We start from the raw sequence: 14,444 nt of genomic DNA, 5'->3' as shown, positions 1-14,444 counted from the left end.
TTCGCGCCGCTGCCGGGTCCGCTGCTGCGCCGCTCGCCGTTCCCGTCGCCAGGTGGGGTGGTCAGGGGGCGAGGGTGGCGTGGGGGACGGTGTCGTAGGCGGCCCAGTCGGCGCTGATCGCGCCGGCCGTCTTGAGCAGCAGCGGCAGATACTCCTCGGTCAGCCGCTCGACCGAGGTCTCGGCCGCGTTGACGTTGACGTTGATGGCGGCGATGACGTTGCCGAGCCCGTCGCGCAGCGGCGCGGCCACGCTGCGGATGCCGAGCGCCAGCTCCTCGTCCGTCAGCGCCCACCCCTTGGCCCTGACCTCGCGCAGCGCCGCCTCGCGCTCGGCCGCGCCGGGACGCCAGCGCGGCTCGATGCCGGAGCGGCTGGGCTCGGCCAGCACCCGGTCGACCTCCTCGGGCGGCAGCGCGGCGAGCAGCACCTTGCCCAAAGACGTCTGCAGCGCGGGGAACCGGGTGCCGATCTGCGCCGACAGGGTGACGATCTTGGGGACGGAGACGCGGGCGACGTACACGATGTCGGAGCCGTCGAGCTGGGCGATGGACGACGACTCGTGCGTCTGCTCCACCAGCCGCTCCATGTGCGGCCGTGCAACCTCCCACAGCCCCATCGACCGCACGTACGACACGCCGAGCTCCAGCACGCGCGGCGTCAGCGCGTAGCCGCGCGGCTCGCTGCGGGCGTACCCCAGCTCCTGGAGGGTGAGCAGGATGCGGCGGGCGGTGGGCCGGGCGAGCCCGGCGGCGGTGGCCACCTCGGTCAGCGACATGACCGGCCGGCCCGGCTGGAAGACCTTGATGACGTCGAGGCCGCGTGCGAGCGCCTCGATGAAGTCGGGGCCGGTGTCAGCACGTGCCATGAATACGCCTCCCTGCGTCGGGGTCCCGCGGGACCCGACTCTAGACCCTCGCGGCCGGATGTCCGCACAGCGGCGGCCGGGGAGAGCATAGCGGTGCCCGCCTCAGCCGCGCTTATAGAGTCAAGGGTACGGGTGAAGTGGCGTACACGTTGCCAAGCGATCGTTCTACGGACGGTTGTCCGTCTGGGTGGGCGCGCCGGGCAGCAGGGGATGGGCGGCCTCGGCCCGCAGGCCGTCGAGGAAGAACGACAGGCAGCGCCGCCAGGTGTCCGGCGCGGTGTCCATCGACTCGCGGATGACCCGCGACATCGCCCAGATCAGGGTGACCAGGTCGGGCATGCCGAAGTCGGCGCGCAACCGGCCGGCCTCCTTGGCCCGGACGACGATCCGCTCCGCGTCGAGGAAGCCCTGCTTGCAGACTTCGAGCACGTCGGTGGCGAGCGTGAACCCCCGGGTCAGGGCGTCGTTGAGCCCGTGATCCCGCGACTGCAGCGCGAACAGCCCTTCAAGGAAGGTCACGAACCCGTCCCACGGGTCGGGGTCGGCCAGCGCCGCCTCGGTGACCCGCTCGAGCGCGGCCAGCTGGTCGGGCAGGACCGCCGCGAGCAGCGCCTCGCGGGTGGGGAAGTGGTTGTAGAGGGTGCCGATGCTGACGCCGGCGCGGCGGGCGATGTGTTCGAGGGGGGCGTCGAGGCCGCGGTCGGCGAAGATCTCGGTGGCCGCGACCAGGAGCTTGTCGCGGTTGCGCGCGGCATCCGACCGCAGCGGCTTGGGTGCGGCTGCCATGGCAGACATCCTACGAAGGCGAGCCGGCCTTCATGACGCCGTCGCCGCCCGTCCGTCGCGGCCCCGCCCATCGTCTCGTTCTTGCCCGGGCGCTCGTGGTACGGTCGCGAGCAAGAACTTGAGGCATCCCTCAACTTATCTCGGGAGGACCCGCCATGCCCGCACGTAAGACCGCCGTCATCGCCGGAGCCGGTCCGGGACTCGGCATGTCCATGGCCCGCCGCTTCGGCCGCGAGGGCTACGCCGTCGCCCTCATCTCCCGCTCACCCGACCGCCACCCCGGCTACGTCGCCGAGCTCGCCGAGTCGGGCGTCGAGGCCGCCGGGTTCGTCGCCGACGTCCACGACCGCGACCGCGTGCTCGAAACCCTCGACGAGATCACCGCCCGCTTCGGCCCGATCGGCCTGCTCTACTACGGCCCGGGCGCCGCCGACGTGACCGCGATGCCCGAGCCGATCACCGAGACCACCTCCGACGACGTCAGGAAGGCGATGAGCGTGGTGTACGCGGCCGTCGACGTCGCAGGCCACGTCCTGCCCGGCATGGTCGGCAGGGGCGAGGGCGGGCTGCTGTTCGCGGGCGGACTCAGCGCGGTCCTGCCGATGCCGCCGCTCGGCGCGCTCGCACCGGCCGCGGCGGCGCTGCGCACGTACGCGCTGACCCTCAACGCCGCCCTGGCCGGACAGGGCGTCTACGCCGGCAGCCTGACGATCGGCGGGCTGGTCGAGCGCGGCGACATCCACCGGTACATCGCCGCCGACCCGGCCCGCCTCGCCGAGCTGGGCGGAAAGACGCTCGATCCCGACGCCATCGCCGACACCGCCTGGGACATGTTCACCAAGCGCGACCGCGCGGAGGAGACGTTCAGCGCCCTGTGACGTATCCGGCAAGCCCGGGCGGAACCCGGCGTTCCGCTCGGGCCGGACAGGGGTAGGCATGAGGGGAGATGTGGCCATTCGGGGGAGGTCACGATGGGGGATGAGTGTGATCGCGCTATCAGCGGGCTGCCGTTCGAGGTGCTGGATCCGGCACCGGTCAGTGTGGCGGTGACGCGCGGGGCCGATCACCGGCTCGTCTACACCAACGACGCCTACCGCGCGGAACTCGGCGACCGCCCGATCGGGTCGCCGCTGCCCAGGTCGTTCGCCGACGGCCGCCGGCAGCACTACCGGGAGCTGCTCGACCGGGTGTACGCCACCGGCGAGCCGGTCGTGCTCACCGCCGCCCCGGCCAGCACCGACGAGCCCGACCGGTACTTCACCTCGAGCCTGTCACGGGTGTCGTTCGGGGGCGGCGAGTACGGCGTGCTGGTGGTCGCGGTGGAGGTCACCGACCAGATCACGGCCGCCCGGCAGGTGGAGGCCCTCGCCAACGAGCGCAGCCACATCCTGCGCCGCTACCAGAGCATCATGCAGGTCAGCGCGCAGATCTTCTGGGTGGCCGGGCCCACGGGCGAGGTGATCGAGCACAGCGCGAGCTGGGAGCGGGTGACCGGCCAGCCGTGGGAGGAGTACCAGGGGCAGGGCTGGCTGAAGATGGTGCACCCCGACGACCGGGAGGCGGCGATGGCCTCGTGGGCTGAGGCCCTCGGCAGGATGGAGGTCTGGGAGTACGCCTACCGGCTGCGCACCGTCGACGGCTCCTACCGCCACTACGCGGTCACGGCCGTGCCGATCAAGGAGCACGGCGAGCTGGTGGAGTGGGTGGGCACCTGCACCGACATCGAGCAGCAGTGGCAGGAACAGCGCTGCCAGCAGCTGCTCGACCGCGCCGCCGCCGCCACGGCCGAGCGGACCAACCTGGAGGAGATGCTCGGCGCGGTCGCCAACGTCATCGTGCCGGAGCTGGCCGACGGCTGCGGCGTCCACCTCGTCACCGACCTCACCGGCGAACAGCGCAGCGGGGCGCCGTTCGTGGTCGAGCGGGTCGCCACGGCCGCGCGGCCCGGCCTGCCCCGCCTTCCGCCGTACGGCGAGGAGCGGCTGCCGCCCGACAACGCGGTCGTGCAGGCCGCGCGGCGGCGCCGCCCGCTGTCGAATCGGTTCCCGCCCGGCTGCCCGCCGCCCGGCGTGGCACCGTCCTGGTCGCAGCAGTGGATGGTGGCGAACAAGGCCAACAGCATCGTCGTGCTGCCCGTCGTGGTGGACGGCGCGGTGCCCGCCGTCGTGACGCTGATGACCTGCGGCGACCGCCCGCCGATCAGCCGGGCCGACATCGCGCTGCTGAGCCGCATGTTCGACCACGCGCACGACGCGCTGAGCAGCGCCATACGGTTCCAGCGCACGCAGCAGATCGCGCTGGCCCTGCAGCACAGCCTGCTCGTGGAGCCGCCCAAGCTGGCCGGCCTGCGCATCGAGGCCCGCTACCGGGCCAGCCCGTCGGCGGCCGAGGTGGGCGGCGACTGGTATGACTCGTTCGTCCTGCCCGACGGCGTCCCCGTCATGGCCATCGGCGACGTCGCGGGTCACGACCTCGGCGCGGCCGTCGCCATGAGCCAGATCCGCAACATGCTGCGGGCTCTTGCCATGGACCGGTGCGAGCCGCCGGGGGAGATACTCACCAGGCTCAACATCGCCATGAGCTCGCTGTCGTCGGACGTCACCGCGACGTGCGTGCTGGCCAGGATCGAGGAGTACGGCGGCCGGTACCGGCTCAACTACGCGGTCGCCGGCCACCCGCCGCCGCTGCTGGTCACCGAGGACGGCGCGGGCCGCTTCCTGGAGAGCTGCGTCAACCCGCTGCTCGGCTTCCCGAACGAGGACGGCTGCCGCTCCAGCATCGAGCCGCTGCCGCCCGGCTCCACGGTGCTGTTCTACACCGACGGCCTCATCGAGCGGCCCGGGGAGAACATCGACGACGGCCTCGAACGGCTGCGCCACCTGGCCGGCGCGCTCGCCCGCTGCCCCCTGGACCGCTTCTGCGACCAGGTGCTCAGCAGCCTGCCGACGACCGGGCTCGACGACATCGCGGTCATCGCGCTCCGCCTGCCGCCCGCGCCGGACGACGCCGGCGGCTGAGGCCGGCGTCAGTACCGGCTGAGCCTGGGCACGCTCTCGACCAGCCGCCGCGTGTACGGGTGCGACGGCGAGCCCAGCACGTCGGCGGCGGCGCCGCGTTCGGCGATCCTGCCTCGCTCGATGACCGCGATCTCCTGGCACAGCGCGGCCACCACCGCCAGGTCGTGCGAGACCATCACGACGGTCAGGTCACGGGAGGCGCTGAGCTCCTTCAGCAGCTCGACCACCCGCACCCGGGTCGATACGTCCAGCGCGCTGACCGGCTCGTCGGCCAGCAGCACCCGCGGCTCGCACACGATGGCCCTGGCGATCGCGATGCGCTGCCGCTGCCCGCCGGAGAACTCGTGCGGATAGCGCTCGGCCGCGTCGGCCGGCAGGCCCACCGAGCGCAGCGCCTCGGCCACCCGGTCACCGATCTCGTCGCGCGGGCAGGCGCGCAGCGCCCGCAGCGGCTCGGAGACGATCCTGCGGACCCGCTGGCGCGGGTCGAGCGACGAGTACGGGTCCTGGAACACCGGCTGCACCGCCCGCCGGAACTTCCGGTCCCGCGCGGACGTCACCGGCCTGCCGTCGAACAGCACCTGCCCCGACGTCGGCCTGGCCAGCCCGAGCAGCAGCCGCAGCAGCGTCGTCTTGCCCGCGCCGGACTCGCCGACGATCGCCAGGTTGCGCCCGCGCGTCACCTCGACTGACACGCCGGACAGCACCTCGGCCCCGCCCCGGTAGGCGAAGCCGACCTCCCGCGCCTCCATGATCGTCACGGCGCCATCCGATCCAGCTCGGCCTCCAGCTCCCTGGCGCTGTCCACCAGGGACCGCGTGTAGGGGTGGCGTGGCTCGCGCACGATGTCCCGCGTCCTTCCCGACTCCACCGCGGAGCCCTCCTTCAGCACGATCAGCCGGTCCGCCACGCCCGCGACCACCGCCAGGTCGTGCCCGATGAACAGCAGCGCCATGTCCCTGGCCGCGATCAGCCGGTCCAGCAGCGCCAGCACCTCGGCCTGCACGGTGACGTCCAGCGCCGTGGTCGGCTCGTCGGCGATCAGCAGCGCGGGCTCGCAGGCCAGCGCCATCGCGATCGCCGCCCGCTGCCGCTGCCCGCCGGAGATCTCGTGCGGGTACGCCCGCGCGACGCGTTCCGGCAGCGCCACCTCCTCCAGCGCGGCCAGGACCGCCGAGCGCAGCGCCGCGCCGCGCAGCCCGCGCCGCCGCCGGATCGGCCCGGCGACCTGCCTGCCGATGCGCATGAGCGGGTCGAGCGCGGTCAGCGGCTCCTGGAAGACGACCGAGGCGGCCCGGCCGCGCAGCCGGTCGAGCCGCCTGCCGGGCGCGCCGACGACCTGCGTGCCCGACAGCAGCACGCTGCCGTGCGCGGTCAGGCCGGGCGGCAGCAGGCCGAGTACGGCGAGGGCGGTCAGCGACTTGCCGGAGCCGGACTCGCCGATCAGGCCGAGCCGCTCGCCGGGGGCGAGGCCGAACGACAGGCCGTGGATCAGCTCGTGGCCGTCGGAGCGGCGTACCGACAGATTCTCCACCGACAGCAGCTCGCTCACCGTGACCTCCCTCCGCTGAGGTCGCGCAGCCCGTCGGCGACCAGGTTCGTCCCGATGACCAGCACGACGAGCAGCACGCCCGGCGCGACGGCACCGACCGGCGCGGTCAGCACCGTCGCCTGCGCCTCCTGCAGCAGCCGGCCCCACGAGGCGTTCGGCGGCGGCGGGCCGAGCCCCAGGTACGACAGCGACGCCTCGGCCAGCACCGCGAGGCCGAGCTGCAGCGCCAGGTTGACCATGAGCGTCGGCCAGATGTTCGGCAGCACGTGCTCGGCGATGATCCGCGGCCACGAGCTGCCCGAGGTGCGGGCCGCGGTGATGTAGTCCTGCGCCAGCACCCGCTTGACCAGCACCCGCGTCAGCCTGGCCACCACCGCCGACATGGCCAGCCCGATGGCCAGGATCGCCGAGCCCAGCGACGCCTCGCGTACCGCCACCACCAGCATGGCCAGCAGCAGCGTCGGGAACGCGATGAGCGCGTCCAGCACGGCGGCGAGCGCGTCGTCGAGCCAGCGGGTGGCGAACCCGGCCGCGAGGCCCGCCGCCACCCCGAGCAGCCCGCCGAGCAGCACCGATCCGGCGCCGGCCGCGAGCGCGATGCGCGCGCCGATCATGAGCTGGGTGAGCAGGTCGCGGCCCAGCTTGTCGGTGCCCAGCAGGTGCTCGCCGCCCGGCGGCGCCAGCCGCCCGCCCGAGGTGTCGGCCGGATCGTACGGCAGCCACACCAGCGACACCGCCGCCACGAGCACCACGAAACCGACCAGCACGCAGCCCGTCACGAAAGACTTCATGAGCGCCCCAGCCTGGTCCGCAGCCGCGGGTCCACCAGCCGCTGCACCACGTCGGCGGCGAACCCGATCACCAGCACCGCGAGCGTGCTGACCGCCAGCACGCCCTGGATCACCGGATAGTCGTGCTCGGCGATGCCCTTGACCAGCATGGTGCCGAGCCCGGGCAGCGCGAACACGCTCTCCACCACCACCGCGCCGAGGAACGTGGTCGCAAGCTCGATGCCGAGGATCGAGATGACCGGCACCGAGGCGTTGCGCAGGCCGTGCCGCCACATGGCGCCGGCGAACGACTCGCCCATGGCCCGCGCCGTGCGCAGGTAGTCGGCGGTCAGCACGTCGAGCGTGGCCGAACGTACGTACCGGATCAACGAGGCCGACATCACCAGCGCGATCGTCACGACCGGCAGCGTCAGCGAGGTCAGCGCGCGGCCCGGCTCGGCCCAGTCCTGCCGGGGGAAGCCGCCCGCGGGCAGCAGCCGCAGCTTCAGTGCGAACACCGTCACCAGCAGCATCCCGATCCAGAACACCGGCACCGCGATGCCGAGCTGGGACAGGCCGCTGAGCAGCGCGCCGTACCAGCGGTGCGCCCGGTACGCGGCCAGGAACCCGACCGGCAGCGCCACCAGCACCGCAAGCGCGAACGACAGCAGCGTCAGCGGCACCGTGACGGCCAGCCGGCCGGCGATCTCCTCGCCGACCGGCAGCTTGCTGATGTAGGAGGTGCCGAGGTCGAGCCGGGCCAGATCGCCGAGCCAGGCCGCGTACTGCTGCGGCAGCGGCAGGTCCGAGCCGACCTCGTGGCGGGCCGCCGCGATCTGCTCGGGCGTCGCGCCCATCGGCAGCAGCGCGTTGGCCGGATCGCCCGGCAGCAACCGCAGCAGCACGAACAGCAGCGACGCGGCGAGCAGCAAGGAGGCCAGCAGGAACGCGGTACGGCGCAGCAGGTAGCGCCCCATCAGCCCTTCTTGATCCCGTAGGCGTAGAACTGCGAGTTCAGGCCGTTGACCGGGTAGCCCGACAGGTCGGACGAGGCCACCACGATCTGCGGGTACAGGTAGAGCCATTCGCTCGCGGCGTCCTCGGCGATCTTCCTGTTGGCCTTCTTCAGCAGCTCGGTCTGCTCGGCCTCGGTACGCGCCCGCTCGGCCTCCTCGATCCACGTGGAGACCTGCGGGTTGTCGTAACCCCAGTAGAAGTCGGGGTTGCCGTACCAGACCACGTCACGGTCGTTGACGTGCTCCTGCAGGGTGGCGGCGAAGTCGTGGTTCTTGTACACCTTCGTGTACCACTCGTCGGCGGTGATCACGTTGATGTCCACGGTGATGCCGACCTTGGCCAGCTCGCTCTTGATGAACGTGGCGGCCGTCGGGTGGGGGTCGTAGTTGGGCGTGTCCAGCGTGAAGCGGAAGCCCTTGGCGTACCCGGCGGCGGCCAGCTCGCGCTTGGCCGCCTCGACGTCGTAGGTGTCGAGCGAGGTGAGGTCCTCGTACCAGGGGTCGGTCGGCGGCACCATCGAGCCGATCAGCGTGCCGTGCCCGGCCCACACCGACTCCAGCAGCTTGGCGTCGTCGATGGCCGCCGCGACCGCCTTGCGCACCTGCGGCTTGTCGAACGGCGCCTTGCGGTCGTTGAACGCGAGCAGCAGCTTCGTCGTCGACTTGCCCTCGCTGACCTTGTAGTCGGGGTTGTTGTCGAACTGCGAGAGCGCGTCGGGGCTCTGCTGGCTGGTCACCACGTCCACGGCGCCGGTCAGCAGCGCGTTGTTGAGCGCCGATGCGTCGGTGAAGTAGTGGAACACCACGCCGCCGTTGGCCGGCTTGGGGCCCCAGTAGCCGGGGAACGGCTCGAGGCTGAGCGTCGAGCCGCGCTTCCACGACCCCAGCTTGTACGGCCCCGTGCCGTCCGCGCTTGTCGCCAGGTCCTTGGCGTCGGCGTTGACCACCCACACGTAGCTCAGGTTGTAGATCAGCGAGATCGAGCGGTGCTTCAGCTTCACCACGACCGTGCTCTCGTCGGGCGCCTCGACCGACTTGATGACCTCGAGGTTGCTCTTGCGGGCCGACTGGGAGTCCTCGGCCGTCACCCGCTCGATGCTGCGCTTGACGTCGTCCGCGGTCAGCGCCTTGCCCGAGTGGAACGTCACGCCCTTGCGCAGCGTGAACGTGTAGGTCAGGCCGTCGTCGGAGACCGTGTGGCTCTCGGCCAGCAGCGGCTCCACCTTGCCCTCGTCGGTCAGCCGGAACAGGCCCTCGTAGACGTTGCCGTTGAACGCCTCGGTGATCCCCTGGCCGCCGCCGGCGGTATTGTCGAGGTTCTGCGGCTCATAGAGGGAACCGATCTCGATCGTGGCCGGCGCGGCCGGGGCGCCGCTGGGCGACGCGTCCTCCGGGCCGGAGCCGCACGCGGCGAGTGCGAGGGCCAGTGCGACCGCGACGCCGGCGAACTTCCTGTTCAACGTAAACTCCACCATTGCTTACCAAATTAGTAGGTTTAGCGGAATATACCTCCTTGCCTGATTCGGTGCGGCTTTGACCCCCGTGATCAGCGCAGCTCGGCGGCGGCGAAGGCGCGGAAGCTGCGCGGCGGGCGGCCGGTGACGCGCTGCACCGTGTCGGTGACGCGGTCCTCGGTGCCGAGGCTGATGTCGGTGTCCAGCGCGGCCAGCATGGCCGCGAAGTCCCGCGGCATGCCGTGGGCGGCGAAGTGCGCGGCGAGCTCGTCCTCGGTGACCGGGCGGTGCCGCAGCGGGCCCGCGCCCAGCTCGGTGAGCAGCGCGGCCACGTCGTCGTAGCCGAGCGCCTCCGGGCCGGTGATCACGTGCTCGGTGTTGTGCGGCTCCGGGTCGGTCAGCGCGTGCCCGGCCACGGCCGCGATGTCGCCCGCGTCCACGAACGCCACCCGGCCCGCGCCGGTCGCGGAGATCAGCTCGCCGTCGCGGAGGCGCAGCGCGAGCGCCTGGCCGGTGAAGTTCTGCATGAACCACGAGGGCCGCAGCACGGCCCACTCCGGCATCACCGTACGGACCAGCTCGTACAGCGCCACGGCCCCGGGCGTGCGCTCGGGGCGCGCCGACGTGCCGAGCAGCACCGCGCGCCGCACGCCCTGGCGTACCGCCTCATGCAGGAACGGCTCCACCAGCGGGGCCGGCTCGGTCACCCCGATGGGCGGCAGGACGTAGACGGCGCGCGCGCCGGACAGCGCGGGCGCGTAAGTCTCCGGCTCCGTCCAGTCGAAGCGCACGAAGCCCGGCCGGTCGGCCTTGCGGCTTGCGGGCCGCGCCGGCACGCCGCGTTCGCGCAGGAAGGCCGTCACCCGCGAACCGGTCGTGCCGGTCGCCCCGATCACCAGCACCTCGCTCATGCCGCACCTCCGGCGAACGCCTTCGTCAGCGCCTCGAGCCCGCCCATCGCCCGGGCGGCCTGCAGCGGGTTCCAGTAGTCGCGGTAGTGGCGGATCTCGCCGTCCCGCACGGTGATGATCGCGACGTACTCCATCCGGTACGGCTCCCCGCTGCGCGGCACGATTCCGGCCACCTCCAGCTCCACGACCACCACCTCGGGGTTCTCGGTCCGGTGGATCACCTTACGGACGACCTCCCGCACGTCGTACTTCTCGGGATAGTCGCGCAGGTACTCCCTGATCGCCTCGCGTCCCTCCACTTTGCGCGGGTACCCGGGAGGTGCGAACGGGAACTCGATCACGCCGTCCTCGGCCCACAGGCCCGCGAAGCCCGACATGTCCTTGGCGAGCAGCAGGGCGATGCCGCGCTCGACCAGCTCAGTGGCTTCCATGGCAATCCTCTCTACGTCGCGACGGTACGGTACCGTCCCGACGTCCACCATAGACGGAACGGTCCCGTATCGTCCAATCGCTAGACTGCGTGCCATGAGCCGCCGCACTCCCACCGGCGCAGCCGTGCTGCAGCCCCAGGTCACCGAGGCCATCACCGAGGCCGTGCTGGACGAGCTGGCCGAGCACGGCTACGCCAGGCTCTCGATGGAGGGGGTCGCCAAACGGGCCGGCGTGGGCAAGAGCGCGCTGTATCGCCGCTGGAAGTCCAAGCAGGAGATGGCCATGGCGGTGATCTGCGACCACTTCATCGCCACGCTCGACGTGCCCGACACCGGCACGCTCCGCGGCGACCTGCGCGCCTCCCTGGAGTCCGTGACCGGGTGGCTCACCCACCCGCGCTTCGCGCGCGTCCTGCCCGACCTCGTGGCCGAGATGGTCTGCAACCCCGAGCTGGGCGAGGTCGTGGGGCTGCTGGTGGGGGAGCCGAAGCGGGAGCGTACGGCCGAGATCTTCCGGCGCGCGATCGCGCGCGGCGAGCTGCCGCAGGACACCGACATCGAGCTCGCGCTCGACCTGATCGCCGCCCCGGTCTACTGGCGGTTCGTGGTACGCGCCGCCGAGGCGGGCCCCACCTACCTCGACGACCTCACCGACACGCTGCTGCGCGCCCTGCGGGCCACGTCCTCTTGAGGTCGCGGATGACATATCCGGTTGTAGGGTGGGGCACATGCCCGCCGCACCGCTGAGGAAAGACGCCGCACGCAACCGCCGGCAGATCCTGCAGACGGCCAGGGCCATGCTCGACGCGGGCGCCACCCTGCAGCTCAACGCCGTCGCCCGGGAGGCCGACGTCGGCGTGGGCACCGTCTACCGGCACTTCCCGACCCCCGAGGCGCTGCTCGCCGCGCTCGCCGAGCAGCGGTTCGAGGAGCTGATCGAGGAGGTCAGGCAGGCCACCGCCGCGCCCGACGTCCGCGCCGCCCTGCGGGAGATCCTGGAGCACGGGCTCACCGCGTACCTCGAGGACAAGGCGTTCGCCGCCGAGGCGCTCGGCCCGGCGCCCACCACCGAGCGCACTCGCGAGCTGCGGGACGAGCTGGCCGGGCTGCTTCGCGACCTGCTGGCCCGCGCCGTCTCCGATGGCGTCATGCGGCCCGGCATCGACGCGCTCGACCTGCTCGTGCTGATCTGCGGGATCGCGTACGCGGTCAACCACACCCCGCACCCCGGCGATCCGGGCGTCGCTTCCCGCTACCTGAACGCCCTGCTGAACGGCGTCCTGATCGGCGGCGGCACCGTGGAAGGGCCTGCGGGCGACGGCAGCGCTTCGGCTCGGGGTTCTGGGTGAGGCCGGGCGGCGCTCCGCCCGCCCCCTTCGAACCGGTCATCACCAAACCGGCGAGCCCGAGCCGCCCACCCTTCAAGGGTCCGGACGAGGAGCGTGGCGGCGCGGCACGCCTGCTTCGGCCTGGTCGCCGCCAATGCTTGATCATTTAGCGGTTCGATGCTTAGCCTGCCCGTGCCGATCATCCCCGACGCTAGGGAGTCAGCACGCATGACGATCATGAAGAAGGCGGCGTTACTGACCACGCTGGCCGCGCTCGGCACGACGCTCGCAGCACCTGCGGCGCACGCCCGGCCGGCCGCCGTCGCCTGTCCCGAGGTCTTCGGCCACGGCGGCTACCCCACCGGGCCGAACCCATGGGACCGTGACCAGATCCGCCAGCCCAACCACGCCCGCGGCATCGACGACCAGAAGGCGTGGGGCGCCGACGGGGTGGAGGGGGACGTCCAGGTCACCAGGCAGGGCACCAAGGCCGTCATGTGGCACAACACCACGACCAACGGCCTGACCGGCACCAGGAAGAACATCACCGACCTGTGGTGGGCGGCCGGCAGCGACAACCTGCGCGACCGCAGCATCTCGCGCGGGCCCTACAAGGGACAGAAGGTGCACACGCTGCGGCAGTGGCTGGACCATGTGAAGTCGCGGGGCATGATCGCGCTGCTGGAGATCAAGCCCGAGGCCCGGCCCGTGCTGTCCGACCCGACGTACGGGGCGCAGGCGTGGAAGGAGGTCTCCGACCCGATCAAGGAGCGCCAGGCGTCGATGCGCATCCTCGTCTACTCGAACGACTCCTGGATCCAGTCCGAGCTCGCCAAGCGCCACCCCGGCCTGCTCAAGGGCTCCCAGGCCCGCTGGACCGACAGCGTCGGCTGGGAGGAACCGCCGCCGTCCTGGACCGGCAACACCGCCCGCTGGACGGAGGTGCTGGCCCAGGCGCCGAAGAGCGTGATGACGAACTACACGAAGGAGTACCGCGCCTGGCTCCAGGGCAAGTGCACCTGACCAGTGCTCAACGACACGTCGCTCAACGACGCGCCGCCCAGCGACACGTCGCTCAACGACGCGCCGCCCAGCGACACGGCGTTCAGCGACACGCCGTTCAACGACGCGGCGCTTAGCGACACGGCCGCGCGCCCGTAGCGCCGGAGACCCCGTCGCCGACTGCGGTCTCCGGCGCCACGGGCGCCCCGCCTGTGTTACGGGTGCTCCGGCCCGGCAGCGCGTGCGTGCGTGCGCTCGGAGATCCCGCCGCCGACCACCGGTGCGCCTCCGGACCACCCGTGCCGTGAAGGCAGCGAGGCGGGGGCGGGGATCAGCTGGGGGTCGCGGCGCGTTCGAGGACCTCCAGGATGGTCGCGGTGAGCAGGGTGACCTTGTAGCCGTTGCGGGCGGCGGGGGTGCAGCGGGCGGCGGCGAGCCCGGCGGCGGTCTCGAAGGGCTGCCCGGCCAGCACCGCGTCCTCGACCTCGCCGAGCCGCAGCGGCACCCGCGCGACGCCGCCGACGGCAACGGCGGCGGCGGTGATCCTCGACCCCTCCGTGACCAGGCGGGCGGTCGCCTCCGCCAGCGGCCACTCGGCCTCAGACCGTGCGATGGCGCGACGGTACGCGGCGCGCTCCCCGGCCACCGGCGGCGGCAGATGCACGGAGGTGAGCAGCTCGCCGGGGCCGAGGAGGTGGTCGCGGGTCGGGTCGGACCCGTCGCCGTACAGCTCGGCGATCGGGAACGGGTCCCTGCCGTGCACCTCCACGACCGCGTCGTACGCCAGCAGCGCCATGGCCAGGGACGACGGATGGGGTGCCAGGCAGGGGCCGGTGTCGATGACGGCGGTGTACATGCTCTGGCCCGCACGGGCCGGGCAGGAGTCGCCGCCGTCCTGGTGGCAGGTGAAGGCGGGGTTGCGGTAGTACGAGCAGCGGTTGCGCTGGAGCAGGTTGCCGCCGACGGTGGCCACCGCTCGGATCTGCGGGGTGGCCAGCCCGCGCGCGGTCAGCGCCAGCGCCGGGTACGCCGCACGCAGCCGTTCGTCGCGGGCCACCTCGGCGACGGTGGTGAGGACGCCGATGCGGGCGGAGCCGTCCGGCTGCCAGGTGATGCCCGATATTTCGGGAGCGTCGCGCAGCCCGGCCAGGTCCACGAACGGACCGGCCACGCGCCGGCTCATCAGGTCGGTGCCGCCCGCGCGCGGCACGCCGTGCCGGGCGGCCTGGAGAAGATCGGTGGAGACGGTCAACGTCTGTTCCCTTCGAGATGCGGAGCGGAGGAGTTCTTCGAGGCGGCGGTCGCCCGGGAG

The 14,444-nt window shown here is 72.3% G+C and carries 16 protein-coding genes; 5 read left to right on the top strand and 11 right to left on the bottom strand.

Features of this window, described 5'->3' with window-relative positions; genetic code table 11:
* Positions 1–61 precede the first annotated feature (61 nt).
* Positions 62–865, bottom strand: coding sequence for an IclR family transcriptional regulator C-terminal domain-containing protein (locus tag AB0K67_RS03510; RefSeq protein ID WP_364052164.1), 804 nt, complete (start codon positions 863–865; stop codon positions 62–64).
* Between the two features lie 165 nt (positions 866–1,030).
* A complete protein-coding gene (locus AB0K67_RS03505) occupies positions 1,031–1,651 on the bottom strand; it encodes a helix-turn-helix domain-containing protein (protein WP_364052161.1) in 621 nt (206 codons plus the stop codon).
* Positions 1,652–1,806: 155 nt separating this feature from the next.
* On the opposite strand from AB0K67_RS03505, the gene AB0K67_RS03500 reads away from it, so the two are divergent.
* Both AB0K67_RS03500 and AB0K67_RS03495 read left to right on the top strand, forming a co-directional pair.
* A complete protein-coding gene (locus AB0K67_RS03500) occupies positions 1,807–2,529 on the top strand; it encodes an SDR family NAD(P)-dependent oxidoreductase (RefSeq protein ID WP_364052158.1) in 723 nt (240 codons plus the stop codon).
* Between the two features lie 93 nt (positions 2,530–2,622).
* Positions 2,623–4,668, top strand: coding sequence for a SpoIIE family protein phosphatase (locus AB0K67_RS03495; protein ID WP_364052155.1), 2,046 nt, complete (start codon positions 2,623–2,625; stop codon positions 4,666–4,668).
* 8 nt (positions 4,669–4,676) lie between these two features.
* Here the strand turns inward: AB0K67_RS03495 and AB0K67_RS03490 are convergent, their stop codons facing one another.
* The 7 genes from AB0K67_RS03490 to AB0K67_RS03460 form a co-directional block, all read right to left on the bottom strand.
* Complete coding sequence (locus tag AB0K67_RS03490) at positions 4,677–5,420, bottom strand: ABC transporter ATP-binding protein (RefSeq protein WP_364057428.1); 744 nt, start codon at positions 5,418–5,420, stop codon at positions 4,677–4,679.
* 5 nt (positions 5,421–5,425) lie between these two features.
* The gene (locus AB0K67_RS03485) at positions 5,426–6,220 is read right to left on the bottom strand and encodes an ABC transporter ATP-binding protein (protein WP_364052153.1); all 795 of its coding nucleotides are present in this window, start codon (positions 6,218–6,220) and stop codon (positions 5,426–5,428) included.
* Complete coding sequence (locus AB0K67_RS03480; protein WP_364052150.1) at positions 6,217–7,011, bottom strand: ABC transporter permease; 795 nt, start codon at positions 7,009–7,011, stop codon at positions 6,217–6,219. Before AB0K67_RS03480 ends, AB0K67_RS03485 begins: the two co-directional genes overlap by 4 nt.
* On the bottom strand, positions 7,008–7,967 hold the full coding sequence (locus AB0K67_RS03475; RefSeq protein ID WP_364052147.1) for an ABC transporter permease: 960 nt from the start codon (positions 7,965–7,967) through the stop codon (positions 7,008–7,010). The genes AB0K67_RS03480 and AB0K67_RS03475 overlap by 4 nt, the downstream gene beginning before the upstream one ends.
* Complete coding sequence (locus AB0K67_RS03470) at positions 7,967–9,466, bottom strand: ABC transporter substrate-binding protein (RefSeq protein ID WP_364052144.1); 1,500 nt, start codon at positions 9,464–9,466, stop codon at positions 7,967–7,969. Before AB0K67_RS03470 ends, AB0K67_RS03475 begins: the two co-directional genes overlap by 1 nt.
* Positions 9,467–9,552: 86 nt before the next feature.
* Entirely contained in the window at positions 9,553–10,371 is an 819-nt protein-coding gene (locus AB0K67_RS03465; RefSeq protein WP_364052141.1) for an ergot alkaloid biosynthesis protein, read from the bottom strand.
* Positions 10,368–10,802 carry a nuclear transport factor 2 family protein gene (locus AB0K67_RS03460; RefSeq protein ID WP_364052138.1) on the bottom strand — a complete coding sequence of 145 codons (435 nt, stop codon included), beginning with the start codon at positions 10,800–10,802 and terminating at the stop codon, positions 10,368–10,370. Before AB0K67_RS03460 ends, AB0K67_RS03465 begins: the two co-directional genes overlap by 4 nt.
* A gap of 94 nt (positions 10,803–10,896) precedes the next feature.
* Between AB0K67_RS03460 and AB0K67_RS03455 the strand changes: the two genes are divergently transcribed.
* The 3 genes from AB0K67_RS03455 (at position 10,897) to AB0K67_RS03445 (ending at position 13,153) form a co-directional block, all read left to right on the top strand.
* Entirely contained in the window at positions 10,897–11,493 is a 597-nt protein-coding gene (locus AB0K67_RS03455; protein ID WP_364052135.1) for a TetR/AcrR family transcriptional regulator, read from the top strand.
* 37 nt (positions 11,494–11,530) lie between these two features.
* Positions 11,531–12,151 carry a TetR/AcrR family transcriptional regulator gene (locus tag AB0K67_RS03450; RefSeq protein ID WP_364052132.1) on the top strand — a complete coding sequence of 207 codons (621 nt, stop codon included), beginning with the start codon at positions 11,531–11,533 and terminating at the stop codon, positions 12,149–12,151.
* Between the two features lie 207 nt (positions 12,152–12,358).
* Positions 12,359–13,153 (top strand): glycerophosphodiester phosphodiesterase family protein, encoded by a 795-nt coding sequence (locus AB0K67_RS03445; RefSeq protein ID WP_364052129.1) that lies wholly within the window; start codon positions 12,359–12,361, stop codon positions 13,151–13,153.
* Here AB0K67_RS03445 and AB0K67_RS03440 read toward each other — a convergent pair.
* Positions 13,108–13,230 carry a hypothetical protein gene (locus AB0K67_RS03440; RefSeq protein WP_364057425.1) on the bottom strand — a complete coding sequence of 41 codons (123 nt, stop codon included), beginning with the start codon at positions 13,228–13,230 and terminating at the stop codon, positions 13,108–13,110. The genes AB0K67_RS03445 and AB0K67_RS03440 overlap by 46 nt on opposite strands.
* Positions 13,231–13,463: 233 nt before the next feature.
* Positions 13,464–14,384 carry an FAD binding domain-containing protein gene (locus AB0K67_RS03435; protein ID WP_364052126.1) on the bottom strand — a complete coding sequence of 307 codons (921 nt, stop codon included), beginning with the start codon at positions 14,382–14,384 and terminating at the stop codon, positions 13,464–13,466.
* Positions 14,385–14,444 lie beyond the last annotated feature (60 nt).

The sequence above is a fragment of the Nonomuraea sp. NPDC052634 genome (genome assembly GCF_040678535.1).
Classification (GTDB): domain Bacteria; phylum Actinomycetota; class Actinomycetes; order Streptosporangiales; family Streptosporangiaceae; genus Nonomuraea; species Nonomuraea fastidiosa.
The sequence above is the reverse complement of the archived record's forward strand: the minus strand, read 5'-3'. Positions and strand labels throughout refer to the sequence as shown.